This is a genomic window from Brachybacterium sp. Z12 (genome assembly GCF_014400405.1).
Taxonomy (GTDB): Bacteria; Actinomycetota; Actinomycetes; order Actinomycetales; family Dermabacteraceae; genus Brachybacterium.
Map to the genome: position 1 here is coordinate 338,103 of NZ_CP060496.1, position 18,421 is coordinate 356,523.

The 18,421-nt window shown below is 69.7% G+C and carries 14 protein-coding genes and 7 pseudogenes; 12 read left to right on the forward strand and 9 right to left on the reverse strand.

Going from position 1 to position 18,421, the window contains the following annotated elements; genetic code table 11:
* Positions 1–82: 82 nt before the first annotated feature.
* Positions 83–1,336: pseudogene (locus H3H54_RS01810) on the reverse strand (IS256 family transposase); the annotation flags it as partial.
* Positions 1,337–1,512: 176 nt separating this feature from the next.
* Here H3H54_RS01810 and H3H54_RS01815 point away from each other — a divergent pair.
* Positions 1,513–2,777, forward strand: a protein-coding gene (locus H3H54_RS01815) for an IS3 family transposase (RefSeq protein ID WP_262425279.1) whose coding sequence is annotated in 2 segments (ribosomal slippage) — positions 1,513–1,858 and positions 1,858–2,777 — 1,266 coding nt in all. Because the reading frame shifts where the segments join, the coding sequence is not laid out codon by codon here.
* 203 nt (positions 2,778–2,980) lie between these two features.
* On the opposite strand, the gene H3H54_RS01820 is transcribed toward H3H54_RS01815, so the two are convergent.
* The 4 genes and pseudogenes from H3H54_RS01820 to H3H54_RS01835 form a co-directional block, all read right to left on the reverse strand.
* Entirely contained in the window at positions 2,981–4,087 is a 1,107-nt protein-coding gene (locus H3H54_RS01820; protein WP_316249190.1) for an acyltransferase, read from the reverse strand.
* Positions 4,088–4,279: 192 nt separating this feature from the next.
* Complete coding sequence (locus H3H54_RS01825) at positions 4,280–5,212, reverse strand: hypothetical protein (RefSeq protein WP_262425280.1); 933 nt, start codon at positions 5,210–5,212, stop codon at positions 4,280–4,282.
* Positions 5,213–5,587: 375 nt separating this feature from the next.
* Positions 5,588–5,920 (reverse strand): hypothetical protein, encoded by a 333-nt coding sequence (locus H3H54_RS01830; RefSeq protein WP_262425281.1) that lies wholly within the window; start codon positions 5,918–5,920, stop codon positions 5,588–5,590.
* 129 nt (positions 5,921–6,049) lie between these two features.
* A pseudogene (locus H3H54_RS01835) lies at positions 6,050–6,184 on the reverse strand (transposase); the annotation flags it as partial.
* Positions 6,185–6,256: 72 nt separating this feature from the next.
* Here H3H54_RS01835 and H3H54_RS01840 point away from each other — a divergent pair.
* Positions 6,257–6,451 (forward strand): MFS transporter, encoded by a 195-nt coding sequence (locus H3H54_RS01840; RefSeq protein WP_395963687.1) that lies wholly within the window; start codon positions 6,257–6,259, stop codon positions 6,449–6,451.
* Here the strand turns inward: H3H54_RS01840 and H3H54_RS01845 are convergent.
* A pseudogene (locus tag H3H54_RS01845) lies at positions 6,438–8,087 on the reverse strand (ABC-F family ATP-binding cassette domain-containing protein). The gene H3H54_RS01840 and the pseudogene H3H54_RS01845 overlap by 14 nt on opposite strands.
* 40 nt (positions 8,088–8,127) lie before the next feature.
* A complete protein-coding gene (locus H3H54_RS01850) occupies positions 8,128–8,334 on the reverse strand; it encodes a hypothetical protein (protein ID WP_262425283.1) in 207 nt (68 codons plus the stop codon).
* Positions 8,335–9,167: 833 nt separating this feature from the next.
* Between H3H54_RS01850 and H3H54_RS01855 the strand changes: the two are divergent.
* From H3H54_RS01855 to H3H54_RS01880, 6 genes and pseudogenes are all read left to right on the forward strand, one after another.
* Positions 9,168–9,493 (forward strand): annotated as a pseudogene (locus H3H54_RS01855) (hypothetical protein).
* Positions 9,494–9,500: 7 nt separating this feature from the next.
* Positions 9,501–10,171, forward strand: a pseudogene (locus H3H54_RS01860) (IS5 family transposase).
* A 333-nt stretch (positions 10,172–10,504) separates the two neighbouring features.
* The gene (locus H3H54_RS01865) at positions 10,505–11,041 is read left to right on the forward strand and encodes a hypothetical protein (RefSeq protein ID WP_262425284.1); all 537 of its coding nucleotides are present in this window, start codon (positions 10,505–10,507) and stop codon (positions 11,039–11,041) included.
* A complete protein-coding gene (locus H3H54_RS01870) occupies positions 11,038–11,475 on the forward strand; it encodes a nucleoside-diphosphate sugar epimerase/dehydratase (RefSeq protein WP_262425285.1) in 438 nt (145 codons plus the stop codon). The genes H3H54_RS01865 and H3H54_RS01870 overlap by 4 nt, the downstream gene beginning before the upstream one ends.
* Positions 11,445–12,023 carry a sugar transferase gene (locus H3H54_RS01875; protein WP_262425286.1) on the forward strand — a complete coding sequence of 193 codons (579 nt, stop codon included), beginning with the start codon at positions 11,445–11,447 and terminating at the stop codon, positions 12,021–12,023. The genes H3H54_RS01870 and H3H54_RS01875 overlap by 31 nt, the downstream gene beginning before the upstream one ends.
* Positions 12,024–12,025: 2 nt before the next feature.
* Entirely contained in the window at positions 12,026–12,637 is a 612-nt protein-coding gene (locus tag H3H54_RS01880; protein ID WP_262425287.1) for a VanZ family protein, read from the forward strand.
* On the opposite strand, the gene H3H54_RS01885 is transcribed toward H3H54_RS01880, so the two are convergent.
* A complete protein-coding gene (locus H3H54_RS01885; RefSeq protein ID WP_262425288.1) occupies positions 12,537–13,370 on the reverse strand; it encodes a nucleotidyltransferase family protein in 834 nt (277 codons plus the stop codon). The two genes, H3H54_RS01880 and H3H54_RS01885, sit on opposite strands and share 101 nt — an antisense overlap.
* A gap of 121 nt (positions 13,371–13,491) precedes the next feature.
* On the opposite strand from H3H54_RS01885, the pseudogene manA reads away from it, so the two are divergent.
* From manA to H3H54_RS18570, 3 genes and pseudogenes are all read left to right on the forward strand, one after another.
* Positions 13,492–14,705, forward strand: a pseudogene (manA, locus tag H3H54_RS01890) (mannose-6-phosphate isomerase, class I).
* The gene (locus H3H54_RS01895) at positions 14,702–14,989 is read left to right on the forward strand and encodes a PqqD family protein (protein WP_262425289.1); all 288 of its coding nucleotides are present in this window, start codon (positions 14,702–14,704) and stop codon (positions 14,987–14,989) included. The pseudogene manA and the gene H3H54_RS01895 overlap by 4 nt, the downstream one beginning before the upstream one ends.
* Positions 14,986–16,281, forward strand: a complete 1,296-nt coding sequence (locus tag H3H54_RS18570) for a hypothetical protein (RefSeq protein ID WP_316249110.1) — start codon at positions 14,986–14,988, stop codon at positions 16,279–16,281. The genes H3H54_RS01895 and H3H54_RS18570 overlap by 4 nt, the downstream gene beginning before the upstream one ends.
* An 82-nt stretch (positions 16,282–16,363) precedes the next feature.
* Here H3H54_RS18570 and H3H54_RS19365 read toward each other — a convergent pair.
* A pseudogene (locus H3H54_RS19365) lies at positions 16,364–16,687 on the reverse strand (hypothetical protein); the annotation flags it as partial.
* Positions 16,688–17,004: 317 nt separating this feature from the next.
* On the opposite strand from H3H54_RS19365, the gene H3H54_RS01905 reads away from it, so the two are divergent.
* The gene (locus tag H3H54_RS01905) at positions 17,005–18,384 is read left to right on the forward strand and encodes a choice-of-anchor G family protein (protein ID WP_262425291.1); all 1,380 of its coding nucleotides are present in this window, start codon (positions 17,005–17,007) and stop codon (positions 18,382–18,384) included.
* Positions 18,385–18,421 lie beyond the last annotated feature (37 nt).

Here is an 18,421-nt window from a genome sequence, read left to right on the forward strand (position 1 = left end):
CGCGATTGAATCGTGGTGCACCGGGAGGTGTCAAGTTTTCTGTGTACCGGTCGATCAGCCTCTCTGCCGGGTGGTCAGAGGGGAGTCTGTTGGGGAACTGGACGGCGAAAGCGTTCAATGCTTGGTGCCATCCCTGGGTGCCGGTGCCGAGATGGCCGCCGCGGCGGGTTTCGATGTTCCGGATGCCCAGGTAGACCAGCTTGATCACTGCCTCGTCCGAGGGGAACGAGCCCCGGGTCTTGGTGATCTTCCGTAGCTGGTAATTGATCGATTCGATCTGGTTCGTGGTGTAGATGACCTTGCGGATCTCCGGAGTGAACGCGAGGAACGGGATAAAGTCCTCCCACGCATTCCGCCAGGCCAGCACGGCCCCTGGAGCCTTGGTCTGCCACGTCTCTGCGAAGGCCTCCAGCGCCAGCTGCGCGGCCTCCACGGTCGCGGCGGTGTAGATCGGGCGCATGTCCTTAGCCATCGTCTTGCGGTCGGCGTAGGAGGCGTACTTCATCGCCGAGCGCAGCAGGTGGACCACACAGGTCTGGACCACGGTCTCGGGGTAGATGCTGTTCACCGCGGCCGGCAGCCCACTCAGCCCGTCGCAGCACAGGATCAAGATGTCCTTGGTACCGCGGTTACGGATCTCGGTCAGGACATTCGCCCAGAACTTCGCGCCCTCGCTGACGCCCAGCCATAGACCCAGCACCTGCTTGCGGCCCTCGAGATCCACGCCCACGGCGACGTGGCAGGCCTTGTTCGCCACGACACCGCCATCGCGGATCTTCAGCCAGATCGCGTCGATATAGACGATCGGATAGACCGTCTCCAGCGGGCGGGACTGCCACTGGGCGACCTCGTCGGCGACGACGTCGGTGACCCGGGAGATCGTGGCGGCGGAGACCTTGGAGCCGTAGATCTCCTCGAGGTGGGAGCCGATATCGCGGGTGGTCATCCCGCGGGCATACAGCGACAGGATCATGTCCTCGACCCTCCCGAGCCGGCGGGTCCGCTTCGGCACAATCACGGGCTCGAACGAGCCATTGCGGTCCCTGGGCACGGTGATCTGGACCGGCCCTTGGAGGGTCTGGACGGACTTGGTGGTCTTACCGTTGCGGGAGTTGCCCGTGCCGACGCCAGCAGGGTCGCCGGCCTCGTAGCCCAGGTGATCGCTCATCTCGGTCTCCAGGGCCCTCTCCAGCACGGCCTGGGTCATCCGTGAGAGAAGCTCCTCGACCCCGTGGCGGCCCTCGCCGAGGTCCTCAGCAGCGTTGACGAGGGCATCGACCTGATCGGCGTTCAGCACGCCGGCAAGAGGGTTCTGGGCATCAGCAGTATCGGTCATGTCATCGGTCCTTCTCAGAGGCGGAACAGCAGGTCACACCTCGGTTCGAGACCGGACCCTTACACAGCTAATGAAACACCCTCGAATCCGCAGGCCGCTTCTCTGAGCTGGGGGCCTGACCCTTGTTCGTGGACACGCTGATTCCAGCTTCTGCTGGGGAAGCGAGATCATGAACCATGGCCAGGAAGAACTACTCCGAAGAGTTTCGCCAGCAGGCGGTTGACCTGTACGAGTCGACACCGGGAGCGACGCTCCGCGGTATCGCGGAGGACCTCGGGATCGTCCGGGGCACGCTGCGACAGTGGCTCGAGACCCACGCCAGTGGGAAGAAGACCGCGGCTGACGGCACGCTGACCGACAGTCCGTTGCGGTCCGCGCCGACGCCCAGCACGGCCGATCCCAATGAGCCGCTCGAGCAACGCGTCGCTCGCCTGGAAGCAGAGAACGCCCAGTTGAGAGCGGAGACGACGAAGCTCACCACGGAGCGAGAGATCCTCCAGAAAGCCGCTAAGTATTTCGCTGGGGAGACGCGCTGGTGAGTCGCTTCCAGTTCGTCGCCGACCACCACGCCACCTACCCGGTGAAGCGACTGTGCGAGCTCGTCGAGATCGAGCGTTCCTCCTACTACGCCTGGCAGGCAGGCGCCCCGGCACGGGCCGAGAGAGCCGCCCACGATGCGGAGCTGCTGGAGCGGATCCGCATCATCCACGCCAAGGACGACGCTCAGGGTGTCCCACGGATCACGGCCGAGCTCAACGACGGTGCCGCACTCGAGGACCGCGTGAACCACAAGCGGGTCGCCCGCGTGATGCGGACCGCTGGCCTCGCCGGGTTCGTCAAGAAGCGCCGGCACCGCACGACGGTGCCGGAGCCTGCCGACCAGGTCGTTCCTGACCTGCTGGGCCGAAACTTCACCGCCGAGGCGCCGAACCGGCGCTACGTCGGTGACATCACCTACCTGCCGCTGTCCGAGACCAGCGGGGGTGGGAACCTGTATCTCGCCACGGTGATCGACTGCTACAGCCGCCGCCTGGTGGGCTGGGCGATCGCGGACCACATGCGAACCGACCTCGTCGCTGATGCACTCAAGCCCGCCGCCGCGACCCGTGGATCTCTGGCAGGAGCGATCTTCCACAGCGACCACGGTTCGGTCTACACCTCGAAGGCCTACGCCGATCTCTGCGCCCGGCTCGGCGTGACCCAGTCGATGGGAGCCGTCGGCTCCAGCGCCGACAACGCGATGGCGGAGTCGTTCAACGCGACGGCGAAACGCGAGGTCCTCCGCGACGCCGCGTGCTTCACCGACGAGCTCACCGCCCGCCGCACGATGTTCCGCTGGCTGACCCGCTACAACACCAAGCGCCGCCACTCCTGGTGCCGCTACCAGTCCCCGAACACCTACGAACGCACCTACACCGATAAACTCGCGCTCGCAGCGTAAACAACCCCCGTGTCCACGAACCGGGGTAGGCCCCATCGGCTCGTGCTCGTCGCCGTACAGCTCCGGCTCGGGGCCGTCGAGGTAGTCCAGCGCGTCGGCGGCGCGGCCATTCGTGGGCATGGTTGTGCTCCGTTCTCCCGCCGTGCGGGCATGAGGAAGGCCCCCACCAGATGGTGAGGGCCTTCGAGAGGGGGCAAGCGGGGTCAGGCTGACTGCGGGATCGGCTCCGCGCGGCGGCGGGAAGGGACGACTCGGCGCAACCTCATCGAAGGCTGTTCCACGAGCTTCCACGAGGCCCATGCGAGGGGGATCGTGCAAACGAGGCAGGACAGTGCTGTGACCAGCCAGCCGAACTGGCCGACGCCGAGGATGACAAGGATCTGCTGCACCGGAAACGCGTACACGTACACCCCGTAGGAGATGTCATTACGGGCGCCGAGACGCCAGGGGATCAGTGCGCCGGCCGCGAGGACCGTGTAGGTGATGGCAGGTAGCAGTACGAGCTCGGAGAGCCGTGTCGGGATCGCCGGGACGCTGAGCGCGACGAGCGCGACGCCCGAACTGGCGGCGATCCATCCGAGGTGCGGGCGGAGCCGATCCGCGAAGACGTAGGCGACCATCCCCCAAGCGAAGAACGTCCACAGCTCGAGCCCGTTGTGAACGATGCGGGCGAGGTCGTCCGGCAGGACTGTGGCGATCCTTGCGCGAGACGGGCCCAGGTATCCGATGGTGCCGAGGACCCCGATCACGGGGGCTAGGACCCTGATGTTCCTCCTGACCCAGGGGATCGCTGTCGCGAGCCCGAGGCCCACGTACGCGACTCCCTCGTAGAAGAGCGTCCAGAGCGATCCGTTCCAGCCTTGCTGCCAAGGCACGGCGTTTTCGACCGGGTAAGCACTCGGTCGGAGGTCGAGGCTGCCGATGACGAACCGAACCGCCGCGGTCCCGTCCCACCGGACGCTCGCGTCGAGTAGGGCACCGAGAGGGGCGAAGAGGAACGCGATCGCGAGGATCGCGACGAAATACCCGGGGTAGATCCGAAGGAAGCGCCGCCAGAGGTAGGGGGCTAGCGGAGTCTTGATCGCAGATGCGAGGATCAGGAATCCCGAGATCGCGAAGAATCCGTGGACCGCGGCTCCGTGCCACCCGGCGTGCTTGAGGGGTCCTGCTTCGAATGTCTGGAGCCCGGCGAGGCTGAATACGTGGCCGAAGATCACAAGGATCGCGAGGGTGAGGCGGACAAGATTCAGTGCGTTGTCCTGGCTCGAGAGAGCTGACGTGAAGGTCCGATGCAGCCGACGTGGCGGCAGCGTGGCATCGGTGACGGGGAACCTTGCGCAGTCATATCGGCCTTCGGCTCAGAGGGGCGGCCCTCGGATCTTACCGACACGTGTCTTCGTCGGCCGTGAAGTGTCCGGCCGTTGCCGGACTGGACGGGCGGGCCATGCTGTGGGCATGGGCGAGGCCCCGCGCCTTGGTGGTGCGGGGCCTCGCGTGACTGGTCAGACTCCGAGGGTGTCGAGGTCGGTGGTGAGCCGGTTGGCGAGGGTCTGCATGATCGGCCCACCGCCGAGGGGGTGGAGGCCGTCCTGGTATGCGGAGGTGGGCCAGCCGGTCTTCCACAGTCCGGAGTCCTGTGACGATTCGACTGCGTCCGCGATGTCGGTCACGCCAGCGAGGGGATGCCCCGTGCCCTCTGCCGCCTGGATGATGACGCCGTTCTGGGCGACGGGGCAGCGATCGGCACCGACCGTCCCGACCGCGACGGGTACGCCGCCCGAGAGGGGTGCACCGTCCCGCAGCCACTGATTGAAGTGGATCCGGTCGGTGCGGGTCGCGGTCTGCCCGGCGAGTGTCTGCCAGCCGTCTGTGCTCGTGGAGACGGGTAGGAGGGTGGTCTTCACGATGCGGGTGTCCGGTGCGGCGGCGAGGATCTGTCCCCACCACCCGTGCGCGACCGTGGGGATCGCGAGTCCGGTGCCGTTGTCGTTGATGCCGTAGCAGTCCAGGAGGTGGGTCGCGTAGGGGAGGTGCGGGGCGATCTGGCCGGGGAATCGGTCAGTGCCGGGGTGCCGCCCGTTGTACGAGTCGCCGAAGCGGCCCGTCTTGACTGCGGCGAGGCCCGCGCTGGATGCCCGCATCTCGCTGTACGTGTCTGTGGTCTGCGTGATCGAGTCGCCAGCCAGTACCCAGGCGGGCAGGTCCGAGGGGGCGATGACTCGGGAGGGCCGCATCGCAGGGGATGTGCCGACGCCGGTGAGGGGGTCGGTGATTGTGCCGCCCTGCACCCAGCCACGGTCCGTGCCGGGCACGTACTGGGTGACGGAGGTGGCGACCTGGCCCGTGCCGATGGGGGTCGACTCGACCCAGACGTGCAGCACCTCGCCCGCGTAGAGGTCGAGGGGGATCGGGTCCGAGATGATGGTGGTGGGCATCCCCGCGTTCGCGGGGAAGACCACCTCGGTCGCCGCCGAAGTGGACGGGTACCGGGATGCCGTTCCCGCGACTCACCCACGCCTGTGCCGTGGATTCCTGGTCTGAGGAGTATCCGCCCATGCCGTTGGTGCTGAAGTCCCAGGCGAGGGTGGGCGAGAGGGTGTCGACGGTGATGAGGTGGGTGGTGGCGACGAGACGCCCCGCGCCGATGCTCTGTCCACCGCCCATCTGTGCCATGCGGGTTGCGATGTTGCGGTCCGGTCCGGTCGGCGGGGTGGGGTCCGGTGCGGGCTCGGGTGGTGTCCCTCCCCAAACCAGTCGCCCGGTGGTGTCGTAGATCGCGACGACCTTGCCAGTGGTGTTGTAGAGGGTCGTCACAGGACACCTGCCGCATTCGCGTACTCGCCGAGGCGTGTGTCCGAGAGCACCCGTCCACGGATGATGATGACGTGCTCGATCGTGCCGGAGTAGAAGCCGACGCTGCCGATGTTGGAGCCGATGTAGGGCATGGCCGTCCCCGTATCCAGCACCGCGCCGCTGGCGGTCGTGCCGATGGTCGTCCCGTTCCTCCCGACCGCGAACGCCGTTGAGTCGTAGGTCCAGGACTGCATCGCCCGCTGCCCAGCAGGAGACGTGCCCGCCGGAGACGCCGCGACCATCGGCCCTCCGGACCGGGCGGTGGCGTACACGCGAGACTGCGAATCCACCGGGTCCAGACGGTTCGCACTGTGGGACCATGCCGTGCCGCTGGTCGGGGGCCTGGCCATGGTTCATGATCTCGCTTCCCCAGCAGATGCTGGAATCAGCGTGTCCACGAACAAGGGTTAGGCCCCGGTCTCGAGCCACTGTCGCAGCGTGCCTCGGACGATCCCGAGGTCCTCCGCGATACCGCGGAGCGTCGCTCCCGGTGTCGACTCGTACAGGTCAACCGCCTGCTGGCGAAACTCTTCGGAGTAGTTCTTCCTGGCCATGGTTCATGATCTCGCTTCCCCAGCAGATGCTGGAATCAGCGTGTCCACGAACAAGGGTCAGGCCCCCTGGCCCTGGTGTCCGGCATCCTGCTGTTCGTCATCCACACCGACAGCCCGCACGTGTTCATGGTCGGCTTCGCCTTCATGCAACTGGGCCTCGCCACGCTGAATGTGCTGATCTGGGCGTTCATCACCGATGTGATCGACTTCCAGGAGATCCGCACGCCCTCGCGGTTCCGCCCCGTCGGGCGTCTCAGGCCTCGGTGACGCGCCCGACCTCGATGTGCCTGCGACGGCCCACCTGGACGGCGTCGAGCATCCGGCGGTCGTGGGTGACCAGCAGGAGCGTGCCCTTGTAGCTCTCGAGCGCCTGCTCCAGCTGCTCGATCGCGGGCAGGTCGAGGTGGTTCGTCGGCTCGTCGAGGACGAGGACGTTCACGCCGCGGGCCCGCAGCAGCGCGAGGGCCGCGCGGGTGCGCTCGCCCGGGGACAGCTCGGCGGCGGGCCGGCCGACGTGATCCGCCTTGAGGGCGAACTTCGCCAGCAGCGTGCGCACGTCGGCCGGCGGCAGCTCGGGGACGAGGTCCCCGAAGGCCTCCGCGAGCGGGCGATCCCCCACGAGCAGCGACCGGGCCTGGTCGATCTCGCCGATCGCGACGGAGGCGCCGAGCGAGGCGGAGCCCTCGGCGGGCCGGATCCGGCCCAGCAGGAGCCGCAGCAGAGTCGACTTGCCGGCACCGTTGGGGCCGGTGATGCCGATCCGCTCTCCCCGTCGACCTGCAGGGTCACGGGGCCGAGGGTGAACTCGCCCTGGTGGACGACCGCGCCGGAGAGGGTCGCGACGACGCTGCTGGAGCGGGGCGCGGCCCCGATCGTGAACTGCAGCTGCCACTCCTTGCGGGGCTCCTCGACCTCCTCGAGGCGGGCGATGCGGGACTCCATCTGCCGCACCTTCTGGGCCTGCTTCTCGCTGGACTCGCTCTGCGCGCGGCGCCGGATCCTGTCGTTGTCGGGGCTCTTCCGCATCGCGTTGCGGACGCCCTGGCTGGACCATTCGCGCTGCGTCCGGGCCCGGGCGACGAGGTCGGCCTTCTTCTCGGCGAACTCCTCGTACTGCTCGCGGGCATGGCGCCGCGTGGTCGCGCGCTCCTCGAGGAAGGGGTCGTAGCCGCCGCCGTAGAGCCGGTGGGAGCGCTGGACGAGGTCGAGCTCGAGCACCTCGGTGACGCAGCGGGAGAGGAACTCGCGGTCGTGGCTGATGACGACGGCGCCGCCCCCGCAGCCCCTGCACGAACGCCTCGAGACGGGCGAGGCCGTCGAGGTCGAGATCGTTGGTCGGCTCGTCCAGCAGCACGATGTCGAAGCGGGACAACAGCAGCGCGGCGAGGCCGACGCGCGCCGCCTGCCCGCCGGACAGCGAGGTCATCGCCAGCGCATCGACCTCGGTGCCCGGGATGTCGAGGCCGAGCTCGGCGAGGACCGCGGGGATCCGGTCCTCGAGGTCCGCGGCGCCGCTCGCGAGCCAGTGCTGTAGCGCGGCGGCATAGGCGTCGGCCGCGCCTGCGTCCGGACCGGCGAGCGCCTCGGCGGCCTCGTCCATCGCCCGGGTCGCGGCCGTGCAGCCCGTGCACCGGGCGATGTAGGCGCCGACGGTCTCGCCGACGATCCGTTCATGCTCCTACGGGAGATGGCCGACGAACGCGTCCGACGGGCTCAGCGTGAGACTGCCCGCGAACGGGGCGTCGGCCCCGGCGAGCAGTCGCAGCAGGGTCGTTTACCCGGCGCCGTTGGCGCCGACGATCCCGAGGACGTCACCGGGGCCGACGGTCAGATCGATCCCCTCGAACAGGATCCGGTGGCCGTAGCCGCCGGCGAGGCCGTGGGCGACGAGAGTAGCGGTCATCGGAGCATCCTCCCACCGCGGGAGGGCGCCCGGGCAGGGGTCAGGCCGTGCCGTAGCCCGGGTAGATGCCCGTTGCCGGGTCTTCATAGGCGTAGGGGCCGCCACCGTTGAAGTACCAGATGCCGTTCGTCCAGCTGCCGACCGGCGTGCGGTAGGTGCCCAGGTTGTCGCCGCCGGTTGTGGTCGCTGTGATGTCGACCTCCGAGCGCCAGTAGATGTGGTTCGGGTTGCCGGGGTTGATGTACACGCCGGGATCGCCGATCCACGAGTTCGGGACGTTCGCGTTGGGAGCGAAGCGGATCGTCCCGCCGGGGGAAGCGACACGTTCGTCAGGGTGAAGTGCGCTGGGTCATTCCGAAGCCAGACATCCGTCCACGCGTAGTCTCCGGTGTTCTGCGTGTAACTCGGCGCATCCGGACCAACCGTCCACGAGGTGACGCCGCCGATAGATGCTCCGCCGAGATTGGCGGTGTTCCAATCGACGGTGCCCCAGTTGTTGAACGCGTCTGTGTTACCCGCGCCAGCCTGGTTCCACATGCGCGGGATCGTAAAGTCGATGCGCAACGAACCGTTGAATGCGCCTTCGCCCGTGTTCGTCACGGAGAACATGCGACGGAAGTTGGTGTTCGGTGCTACGACACCGTTCGTGTAAGGGTTGTTCGGCGAGTAGCGGCCCTCGGCACCGCCCAGGGCGTCGACGAGGAGATCGGTCTGCGGATTGATGGGCGGGCTGGCGGCGATGGCCGGCGCCGCGGTGGCGACGGCGAGCGTGGGGGCGGCCCACGCGGCGGCGGCGAGCACGCCGCGCCGGGGACTCGGGACGCCTTCGGCGGCGTGTCCTCCTGACGAACTGCAGTTTCCACGGTGACCCTCTCCTCGGAAGATTTCAACCCTATCTAACACCCAAACGTCTGCAAGAACTTGCATCCCGGTGATTGCGAGTGTTTCGTGGCCTACTTCACATGCCAGGCATAGCTGGGCCGACTTTCCCGCCACAGACGCCCATGAACGCCAGATGCCCTTGCGTGATCTTGCAAGATAGTCTCTCGTACATCGAGGCTCTCCTGGGAGACTCCTCCCATGCCCTCCCTGCACGATCTCCGCGTCGCCCCCGGCCCCGGGGCGCCGCGTGGACTGGTCGTTCCCGGGGACGAGCTCGTCGAGCGCTTCTCGCACGCCTCGGGACCCGGCGGGCAGGGCGTGAACACGGCCGGGAGCGGCTCGAGGAGATGCTGCGCGAGACCGTCGCGCCGCCCGTGCCGCGTCGGCCGACGAAGCTGACCCGCGGCTCGCAGCGGCGCTGGCTGGCTGCGGAGAAGCAGTGCGGGGAGACCAAGCGCAACCGTCGGCGCCTGCCGCTGGACCAGGGCGTGTCTCCTCAATGGTGGGTGAGGTTCGCGGGGTGATGTCGGGGTGAGTGAGTCGAGTTTCGCGGTCCTGTCGGATGGGCAGTGGGAGCAGATCCCGCCGTGCCTGCCCTCGAGCGATGGTCGGCGGGGGCGTCCTTTCCGGGACAGTCACCAGATCGTGGAGGGCATCGTCTACCGGTACCGCACCGGGATCCTGTGGCGGGACCTCCCGCGAGAGCGTTTCGGACCGTGGCAGACGGTCTGGAAGCGACGCCGCTATGGCGCACGTGAACCTGCGGGTCACGGCATTGGCCGGTCAAGGGGTGGGCTGACGACGAAGATTCATGCCGTGGTCGATGGGAACGGGCGTCCGCTGGCGGTGGTCGTCACGGGCGGGCAGCGCAACGATGGCGCGATGCTGATCGAGGTGCTGGCCGAGGGGTCCTCGCGTGGGCCCGGGCCGGCCCCGCACTCGCCCCGACGCGGTCCTCGCCGATCGCGCCTACACCTCGAGGATCAACCGCGGCCACCTCGCCCGGCGCGGGATCACGCAGAAGCGGGACGAGATCGCTGCCCGCCAGCGCAGAGGCTCCCGGGGCGGGCGCCCGCCCGGGTTCGACGCGGTCGCCTACAAGGGGACGCAACGTCGTCGAGCGCTCCTTCGCTCTCGCGAAGCAGTGGCGAGGACTGGCCACCCGCTATGGCCGCTTCTCTGAGCTGGCCCCGGCCCGATGAGCTAGAGGTCCATCACGAACCAGGCGATCTTCGCCGACGTCACCGGCACGCTCACGCCGAGCACCACGCGGCAGCCGCTCCAGCTCTCTCGCGCGCTCACGCATCGGACCTACCTCTCGCTCTCGGGGTGGCCGCCCGGGTGGGCACAGCGGCTCTGGTCACGGTTTCTGTACAACTGTGCTCGACTGTCGCCACCGACCGTTACAGTCGCAACCAAGCGTCGCTTCGCCCGTTATCTCCTTCGGGCGCTCAAGGCGGCGGGGCGTCGGGCCGAACGGTCCGGCGAAGGGTGTGAGACGGTGGCCGTGGTCGCCGATGAGCCGTGGAGGGCTGTTGAACGCTGTTTCCGGGGACCTGGGAGTGGGGACCATGGCCGAGCTGGACGCCGAGCGGACCGCTGCGGCACGCCGTCGAGCCGCGACGAGGACCCAGCGCACGTCGGAGGCGCGCCTGCGCCTGCTGACGCTCCCGGCCATGATCCTCGCGGACGTGCTCGCGCTCACCCTGGCAGTGGGCATCGCGTTCGCCGTCCGCCAGGTCGTCCTGCCGCCGGCCGGCGATCTTCGCGAGAACGTCGCCAGCGCCTCCCTGATCATGGCGCTGGGCTGGCTGGCCGTGATCGCGGTGCTCGGCGGGTACGACCGGCGCCAGCTCACCTCCGGCCCCCAGCTCTACCGCAACGTGCTCCACGCCTCCGGCGCTGCCTTCGGCGTCATCGGCGCGCTCGTCTACCTGCTGGATCTCGAGCTCTCCCGCGCCTTCTTCCTCGCGTTCTTCGCGGCGGGTCCGCCGCTGCTGCTGCTGAATCGGGTGCTGATCCGGCGCGGCCTCGCCACCGCACGCGTGCGGGGGTCTTCCGGCAGTCGGTGATCGCCGTGGGCTCCGTCGGCCACGTCGACGCGATCGCCGCGATCCTGCACCGGGAGCGGTGGCTCGGCTACGACATCGTGGGCGCCGTGACCCCGGGAGGCATCGCCGACTCCTCGCGGCTCGGGATCCCCGTGCTCGGCGCGGAGCGTGACCTGGTGGCGATCGCTGAGTCCGCCGACCCGGACATGCTCCTGTTCACCGCCGGCTCCACCTCGAGCGCCGAGGAGTTCCGCCGCACCGCCTGGAAGCTCGAGCACGAGAGGATCGGCGTGATCGTGGTGCCCGCCCTCACCGAGATATCCGCTGACCGCGTCACGATGCGCCCCGTCGCGGGCCTGCCGCTGGTGCACATGGATCTCCCCGCGCCCGCCAGGCCCTGCGCTGGACCAAGCGTCTGTTCGACGTGGTCGTCGCCGCGCTCGTCCTCGTCGTGATCTCCCCGCTGCTGGCCGTGATCGCGCTGCGCATCCGCGCCCACGACGGAGGACCGGTGATCTTCCGCCAGCAGCGCGTGGGGCGCGACGGGAAGCACTTCGAGTTCCTGAAGTTCCGCACGATGATCACCGACGCTGAGGCCGTGAAGGTCGAGATGGTCGAGCGCGCCGTCCAGGACCGCGGCAACACGGTCATGTTCAAGATGAGGAACGACCCCCGCATCACCGCCCCCGGACGCTTCCTGCGCCGCTTCTCCCTCGACGAGCTGCCGCAGCTGTGGAACGTGCTGCGCGGCGACATGAGCCTCGTCGGCCCCCGTCCCGCACTGCCCGGGGAGGTGGAGCGCTACGACGACGACGCTCGTCGGCGCCTGCACGTGCGCCCCGGCATCACCGGTCTGTGGCAGGTCTCGGGCCGCAGCGACCTCTCCTGGGAGGACACGGTGCGGCTGGACACCTACTACGTCGACAACTGGTCCTTCACCCAGGACCTCCAGATCCTCATGCGCACGGTCAAGGCCGTGCTCGCCTCTTCGGGCGCCTACTGACGATGGCCCGGCTCGCCCCGGAGGCGGGGGCCGCGCAGCGCACCGGCCCTGCCCTTCCCCGCCCCCTCAGCGTCCTCGCCGCGCTCGTGCTGCTGCTCTACCCGCTCGGCGCGGGCGCGCTGCTGCTGACCTCGGACGGCTGGGCCGTGAACCGTCTGAACGTGCGGATCTGGTACGCCGTCACCGGTGCCTTGGGCCTGCGTGAGCAGGTCACCCCGGAGATGTTCGCGGCGCTCGCGAACGTGGCGCTGTTCGTGCCGTTCTTCGCGGCGCTCGCCGTGCTGGTGCCCACCTGGTGGTTGGTGGCGGCCGGCGCGGGGCTCTCGATCGCGGTCGAGCTCTACCAGGGCGAGATCGGCACGCGGGAGCAGGACCTGGTCGACATCCTCGCCAACACCGCCGGGGCCGCGCTCGGCGTCGGCCTCGGGCTGCTCGTGCGACGGCTCGTCGGGAGTCGCGCTCGGAACTGCCGCACGGAGCAGCCAGCCGACGCGCCGGCCCGTCAGCCGGGGCTCAGCGGCGCAGGAAGCGCCCCCAGCGCGCCCACCACTCCCGGCGCACCTCGCGCCGAGACGGGGCATGGCCCAGGCGGAGGCCCAGATGATCGCGATTGACCTGCAGCGCCTCGACCAGCAGCCGCACCGTCTCCAGCGGTCCCTCGGCGTCCCGCAGCCGTGCCCGCCATACCTCCCGCGGGGCGGCGCCGTCGTGCACCGCCTGCCACACCCGCGCCCCGGGCAGGCCCTCCACGGTCTCCGGGCGACCGATCGCGAGCGCGAGCGGCACCTGGGCACCGAGCTCGGCGGCGAGACCCTCGATCCGCGACCGCTCCGCCTCGTCCACCTCGGTCCAGGCCACGCGCACGTCATGACGGGAGCGGCCGCTCGCATCGCGGGCGGCGTGCACCAGCAGCACCAGCCTCTGCGCGGTGAGATCCGGGACCGCGCACGCAGCGCCGCCGAGATCCACGCTCTCCCGGCGCGTCCACAGCTGCTCGAAGGTCGCCGCCGCATCCCGGTCCAGACCCGGGAAGGCGCGGTGCAGATCGGCCGTTCCCCACACGCGGTGGTGGAACGCCGCCGCATGCGCGAACACGCTGCCGTGCTCGAAGGTGGTCACCTGCTCCCAGCCGTCGGCCTCGAGCGCGGCCACCAGCGGCGCGACCTGCGCCGGGTCCACCAGCACGTCGCAGTCCGAGGAGCCGGCGCGGCCCTCGGCCAGCAGCGGATGCAGCGCCTCGCCCTTGAGATGCAAGATCCTCACACCCGCATTTCGGGCAATATGGTCGAGGCAGCCATGGGCCATGCGCAGACGCACCGGGACCGGCACCTGCACGGGGGATGTCATGGGGGCAAGTGTAGGAGCCGCCGGCCCCTGGCCGCGGGACCGGCAGCAGCGCCCGCGGGCGAAAGGACGCTCGTCATGAGCGCAGAAGAACGCAGGGACGAGAAGGGGAGGGGGAGCGGACATGTGGGAGCTCGATAGCCGCGTCCAGCACTACGACTGGGGATCGACCACCGCGATCCCCGAGTTCCTGGGTCGTCCCGCCGACGGCGCCCCTGGGCCGAGGCCTGGTACGGGGCGCACCCGCTGGCGCCCTCCACCCTCGTCACCGGACAGGACGCCGGGGCCGGCCTCGACGCCGCGATCGCCGCGGACCCGCGCCGCATGCTCGGCGACGGCGTGGAGCGCGCCTTCGGCGCCCGCCTGCCCTATCTGCTGAAGGTCATCGCGCCGGAGAAGCCGCTGTCCCTGCAGGTCCACCCCGATCGCGAGCACGCCCAGGAGTCCTTCGCCGCGGAGACCGCGGCCGGGCTCCCGCTCGAGTCGCCGCTGCGCAACTACCGCGACGACAACCACAAGCCCGAGATGCTGATCGCGCTGACCCGGTTCACCGCGCTGTGCGGGTTCCGCACCCCGCGCCGCGCCGCCGCGCTCCTGGAGGGGCTGGGGACCGACCTCACCGATCGGCTCCACACCCTCCTCACCCGCAGTCCCACCGCCCACGGCATGCGCGCCGCGTTCCGCACCCTGGTCTCCTCTGCGATGCGCCCCGACCCCGAGGCGGTCCAGCAGGTCGTCGAGGCCTGCCGGGCTCGTGCCGACTCCGGCCGCTCGCCCTCCCCGCGCATCGACCAGATCGTCGCGCTGCTGGCCGAGCACCACCCGGGCGATCCCGGGGTGGTCGCCGCGCTGCTGCTGAACCCTGTCACCCTCCGCCCCGGCGAGGCGATGTTCGTGCCCGCCGGCACCCTGCACGCCTACCTGCACGGCGTGGGCCTGGAGATCATGGCCGCCAGCGACAACGTGCTGCGCGCCGGGCTGACCCCCAAGAAGGTCGACGCCGACGAGATGCTGCAGTGCGTGAGCGTGCAGGCCGCGCCGCCGCTGCGCGTCGCGCCGGAGCGGCAGAACGCGACGTCGGTCGCCTACTACGCGCCCGTCGACGACTTCGAGCTGTCGCTCACCACGCTCACGGATCCGCCCGGCACCTTCCGCACCCGCCACCGCGTCCCCGGCGGCGGACCCCGCACCCTCCTCGGCCTCGAGGGCGAGGTGCTGGTGCAGAGCGACCTGGGCCGCCACGTGCTCACCGCCGGCAAGGCCCTGTTCGTGCCCGCCGCCGCCGGTCAGCTCTACGCCGGCGGCTCCGGCCGCTTCGTCCAGGCGAGCGTCCCGTGACCCGCTACCGGCTGCGCCCTCTGGTCAGCGACTGGGACGGGGAGGACCTGTGGGTGGGGGCGCTGCCCCACGGCCCGATCACCCGCATCCAGGGCGTGGGCGCCCTCGTGCTCGAGCTGCTCGCCGAGACGCCGGACCGCGCGGCGAGTCCCGCCGAGCTCGCAGACCGGCTGCGGCAGGAGGTCGAGGACGTGCCCGAGGACGCCGAGCAGATCATCACCAGCTTCCTCGCCGAGCTCGATACGGGCGGGATCCTCGAGACGATCGACGGTGACGCCGCGTGACCGCCGACCTCGCCACCGCGACCCGGCTCGAGGTCGCCGGCCACAGCGTGCTGCTCACCTTCGGGCCCGGCCTGGAGACCGTGGCCGAGGAGATCGACACCCTGTGGTCCCACCTGCTTTCGGCCGACGACGACGGTGCGACGCCGCAGATCCGCCTCGACTACGCGCTCGCCGGCGGCGACCTCCCCGCCGGGACCGTCCCGCTGCAGGCGCGGCCCGAGGCGAGCTACACCATCTCCGGCCACCTCACCCGCGAGGTGATCCGCCGACTGATCGGCACCCGCCTGCTGCTCCACGCCGGCGCCGTCGCCCACCCCGAGCTCGGCACCCTCGTGCTCGTCGGCGCGTCCGGGGCCGGGAAGTCCACCGCCTCCTCCCTGCTCGGACGGGACGGCGCCTATCTCACCGACGAGCTGACGATCATCACACCCGGCAGCTTCACGCTCACCCCGTATCCCAAGCCCGTCTCCAAGCACGACCCGGAGCTCGGCGCGAAGCGGGATCTCGCCTTGCCGGGCCTGGGCCTGCGCGCCGCCGATGAGGTGGCCGCCCCGGCGCCGGCGATGGTGCTGCTGCTCGAGCGGATCCGGGACGAGGACGAGGCGGGGGAGGGGGCCTCGGTGACGCGGGTGTCGCTGTCCGAGGCGCTGACCCGGATCGTGCCGCAGACCTCCTCGCTGTGGGAGGTGCCCGGCGGCCTTGCTGCGCTCGCCGCCCTGCTGGACTCCGTGGGCGGCGCTCTGGAGGTGCGCTACCGGGAAGCCGCCGAGCTCGAGGAGCTGCTGCGCCGCCTGCCGCCGCCCGAGCACGTCGAGACGGTCGAGATCGAGCCGCGTCCCGGAGACGCGGATGCCGGGAGGACACGGCGCCGGCGCCCGGCACGATCGCAGCCGCTCCGTTCCGCCAGGCGCTCGCCGTCGAGTCCGGGCTGTTCGTGCTCGGCCAGCACGGCGCGATCCACCTGCCGGGCCTCGCGGGACTGGTCTGGGACCTGCTCGCCGACGCGGGCCCCCTCACTTTCGACCAGCTCGAGCAACTGGTGGTCGAGGAGATCGGGAGCATCCCGAGAGCGCGGCCCTGGTCCGCGGCGCGGTCACGGAGCTCGTGGGTCACGGCTGGGCCCGCCAGGGCTGATCAGGGGGCGAGGATGCCCCGGCGCAGCACCGGCACCAGCTGCTCCACCCGTTCGGTCAGCAATGCGGCCGTCCGCGCCGCCTGCGCCGCGTCCTTGCCGTAGGGATCGGGGACGTCGAGGCCCGCGGGAATCGCGCGGCGCGTCCACGCGGAGATGATTTCCTTCAGCGAAGAATCCGGATTCTCCGACGCCATCCGAACGAGCTCTGGAACATGTCCCATATGTCCAATGCGCCGAGCTGCGGCAGGGAATTCATCCAGGAGGTAGGCGCGCTGTCGACGCGACATCGTCAGGATCAGATCCGCCCCGAGGTCCGCGGCGGATACCTGACGGGCGCGAAAGCCCTGCGGGTCGACCCCGCGCGCCGAGAGCTCGCCCGCCATCTGCGACTCCATCGCCATGCCCTCCAGGGCGAAGATGCCCCTGCTCGCGGCGCGATTGCCAGGCAGTCGATCACGCAGGAGATGCTCGGCGAAAGGGGAGCGGCAGACGTTGCCGGTGCACACGAACAGGACCGAGGGCGGCTGCGGCTCCGGGCGGCGTCCGGGGGCGGGAGAGCTCATGCGCACAGACTAGACGCCACAGGAGACTTGTCGGAAATATCCAGATAAAAGTCGCGACGCGAAAAACTTACTCGGCGGTACGGTCACGGAAAGGTGTCGGAGGCGAAGAATCGTGACCGCCCTCCTTTCTATTCGCCGAGGGCATGACAATATCGGGGGCGTGACGGTCCGCCGTCGCACCTGTCCGCCTGAGAGCGCCTCCCTCGGAAGGTGCCAGCTGGTGCGCCCGGAGCGAAGCGTCCCCGTCGTCCACTCGACGCGACCCGGCCACTCGTGAGGTGAGGCGCCGGGACGCCTGTGCCCGAAAAGAGGTTTCCGTGACCGCACCCTCCCGTGTCCGCCCCGCCGAGGCCGGACACTCCGCCTTCACCCGCCGCACCCTCGTCAAGGGCGCGGCCTGGGCGACCCCCGTCGCCGCGTTCTCGCTCAGCGCGCCGGCGATGGCGGCGTCACCGCTGAACTGCATGCCTGCGGGGACGCTCTTCGATGCACAGTCCCGAGCGAGGATCCTGAGCGGAATGATCGGAGGGGCCGACCTCGATGCTCTCGCCGAGGTCGGCGGCGCACATGCGGTTGCCTCCGATCCGCCGACCGGAGGGGGCACCGCGACGCAGGCGCTCGATGCGGGGCAGCTCGATGTCGGCCTGCTGAGTGCCATCCAGCTGAACCTCGGTGGACTCACCGGAGTCGTCTCGGAGCTGCTCGACCTCACCACCGGCCAGGAGGCGGGCATCCTCAACGAGTACGCCTTTGCCCATGCCGCGTTCGGAGGAGATGGCACAGCCGAGGTCGGAGGAGCAGGGGCTGTTGATCGGGCCAGCGGGATGGTCACCTTCGACGAGCAGGCGCCGAATCCGCCGTCCCTCGGCACCATCAATCTCAAGTCCCTGCTGCTCGAGCTGACCGAGTCGCCCGGAGTCACCGACTTTGTCTCCACTCTCGCCGGACTCGATCTCGACATCGGAGCCGTGGCAGGCAGGGCGAGCATGGACTCGGGCTGCGAAGACCCGGGAGAGGAAGACGTCACCCGCGAGTACAACCTCGCGTATCTGAAGCTTCTCGTCGTCGACTCCACGGCTACCAGCGGGCTCCTCGACTTCGTCAACACGTCGCTCGGGACGATCACGCTGAGCACCGATCAGATCTATGAGGGTCTTGAGGCAATCCCTGCGCTGGGTCCTCTGCTCTCCCTGCTCGGGAGTAACACCCTGTCACTCACGGCGTCGCTCAACCCCGGCGAGATCACCGGGACTCCTCTGCCCGAGGGGCCGAGCGAGGTGAATCCGGAAGCTCTCAACCCCGCCGTCCAGTTGAATCTGAGCGGCGATCCGGCGCAGGGGTCACCCGTCACCATCGATCTAGGAGCACTGCTCGGGGAGGCCTATGGTGGCGGTGTTTCGCCCTGGCTCAACGATCTCGCTCCCAACAGCCGTCTGCTCATCGAGGGGGCGCGCGCCGGCCGAGGCCGCGGTTCAGCTTGTAGACGATATCCGCAAGGCGCTGCTCGAGCGAGTGAAGGACATCCTGCAGGTGAGCGTCCGAGGTGGGCTTCGCGCGCCCATCAGTGGTCGATACCCCCTGGAGATCGACGCTTCGCTGCGCAGCATTCTCGAGGGGACTGCGGACGTGCGACTCATCGGGCTTCCTCTCGGCCCGATTCTGAATCCGCTTCTTGGTGGGATCGGCTCGCTGGTTGAAGGGGCCCTCGACGGGCTGCTCGGGCCGGAGGGCGCA

Excerpts from the sequence above, each read along its gene's own strand:
- H3H54_RS01880 (WP_262425287.1), top strand. The coding sequence starts at position 12,026 with ATGGCCCGGCTCGCCCCGGAGGCGGGGGCCGCGCAGCGCACCGGCCCT.
- H3H54_RS01825 (WP_262425280.1), bottom strand. The coding sequence starts at position 5,212 with ATGCCCACCACCATCATCTCGGACCCGATCCCCCTCGACCTCTACGCG.
- H3H54_RS01885 (WP_262425288.1), bottom strand. The coding sequence starts at position 13,370 with ATGACATCCCCCGTGCAGGTGCCGGTCCCGGTGCGTCTGCGCATGGCC.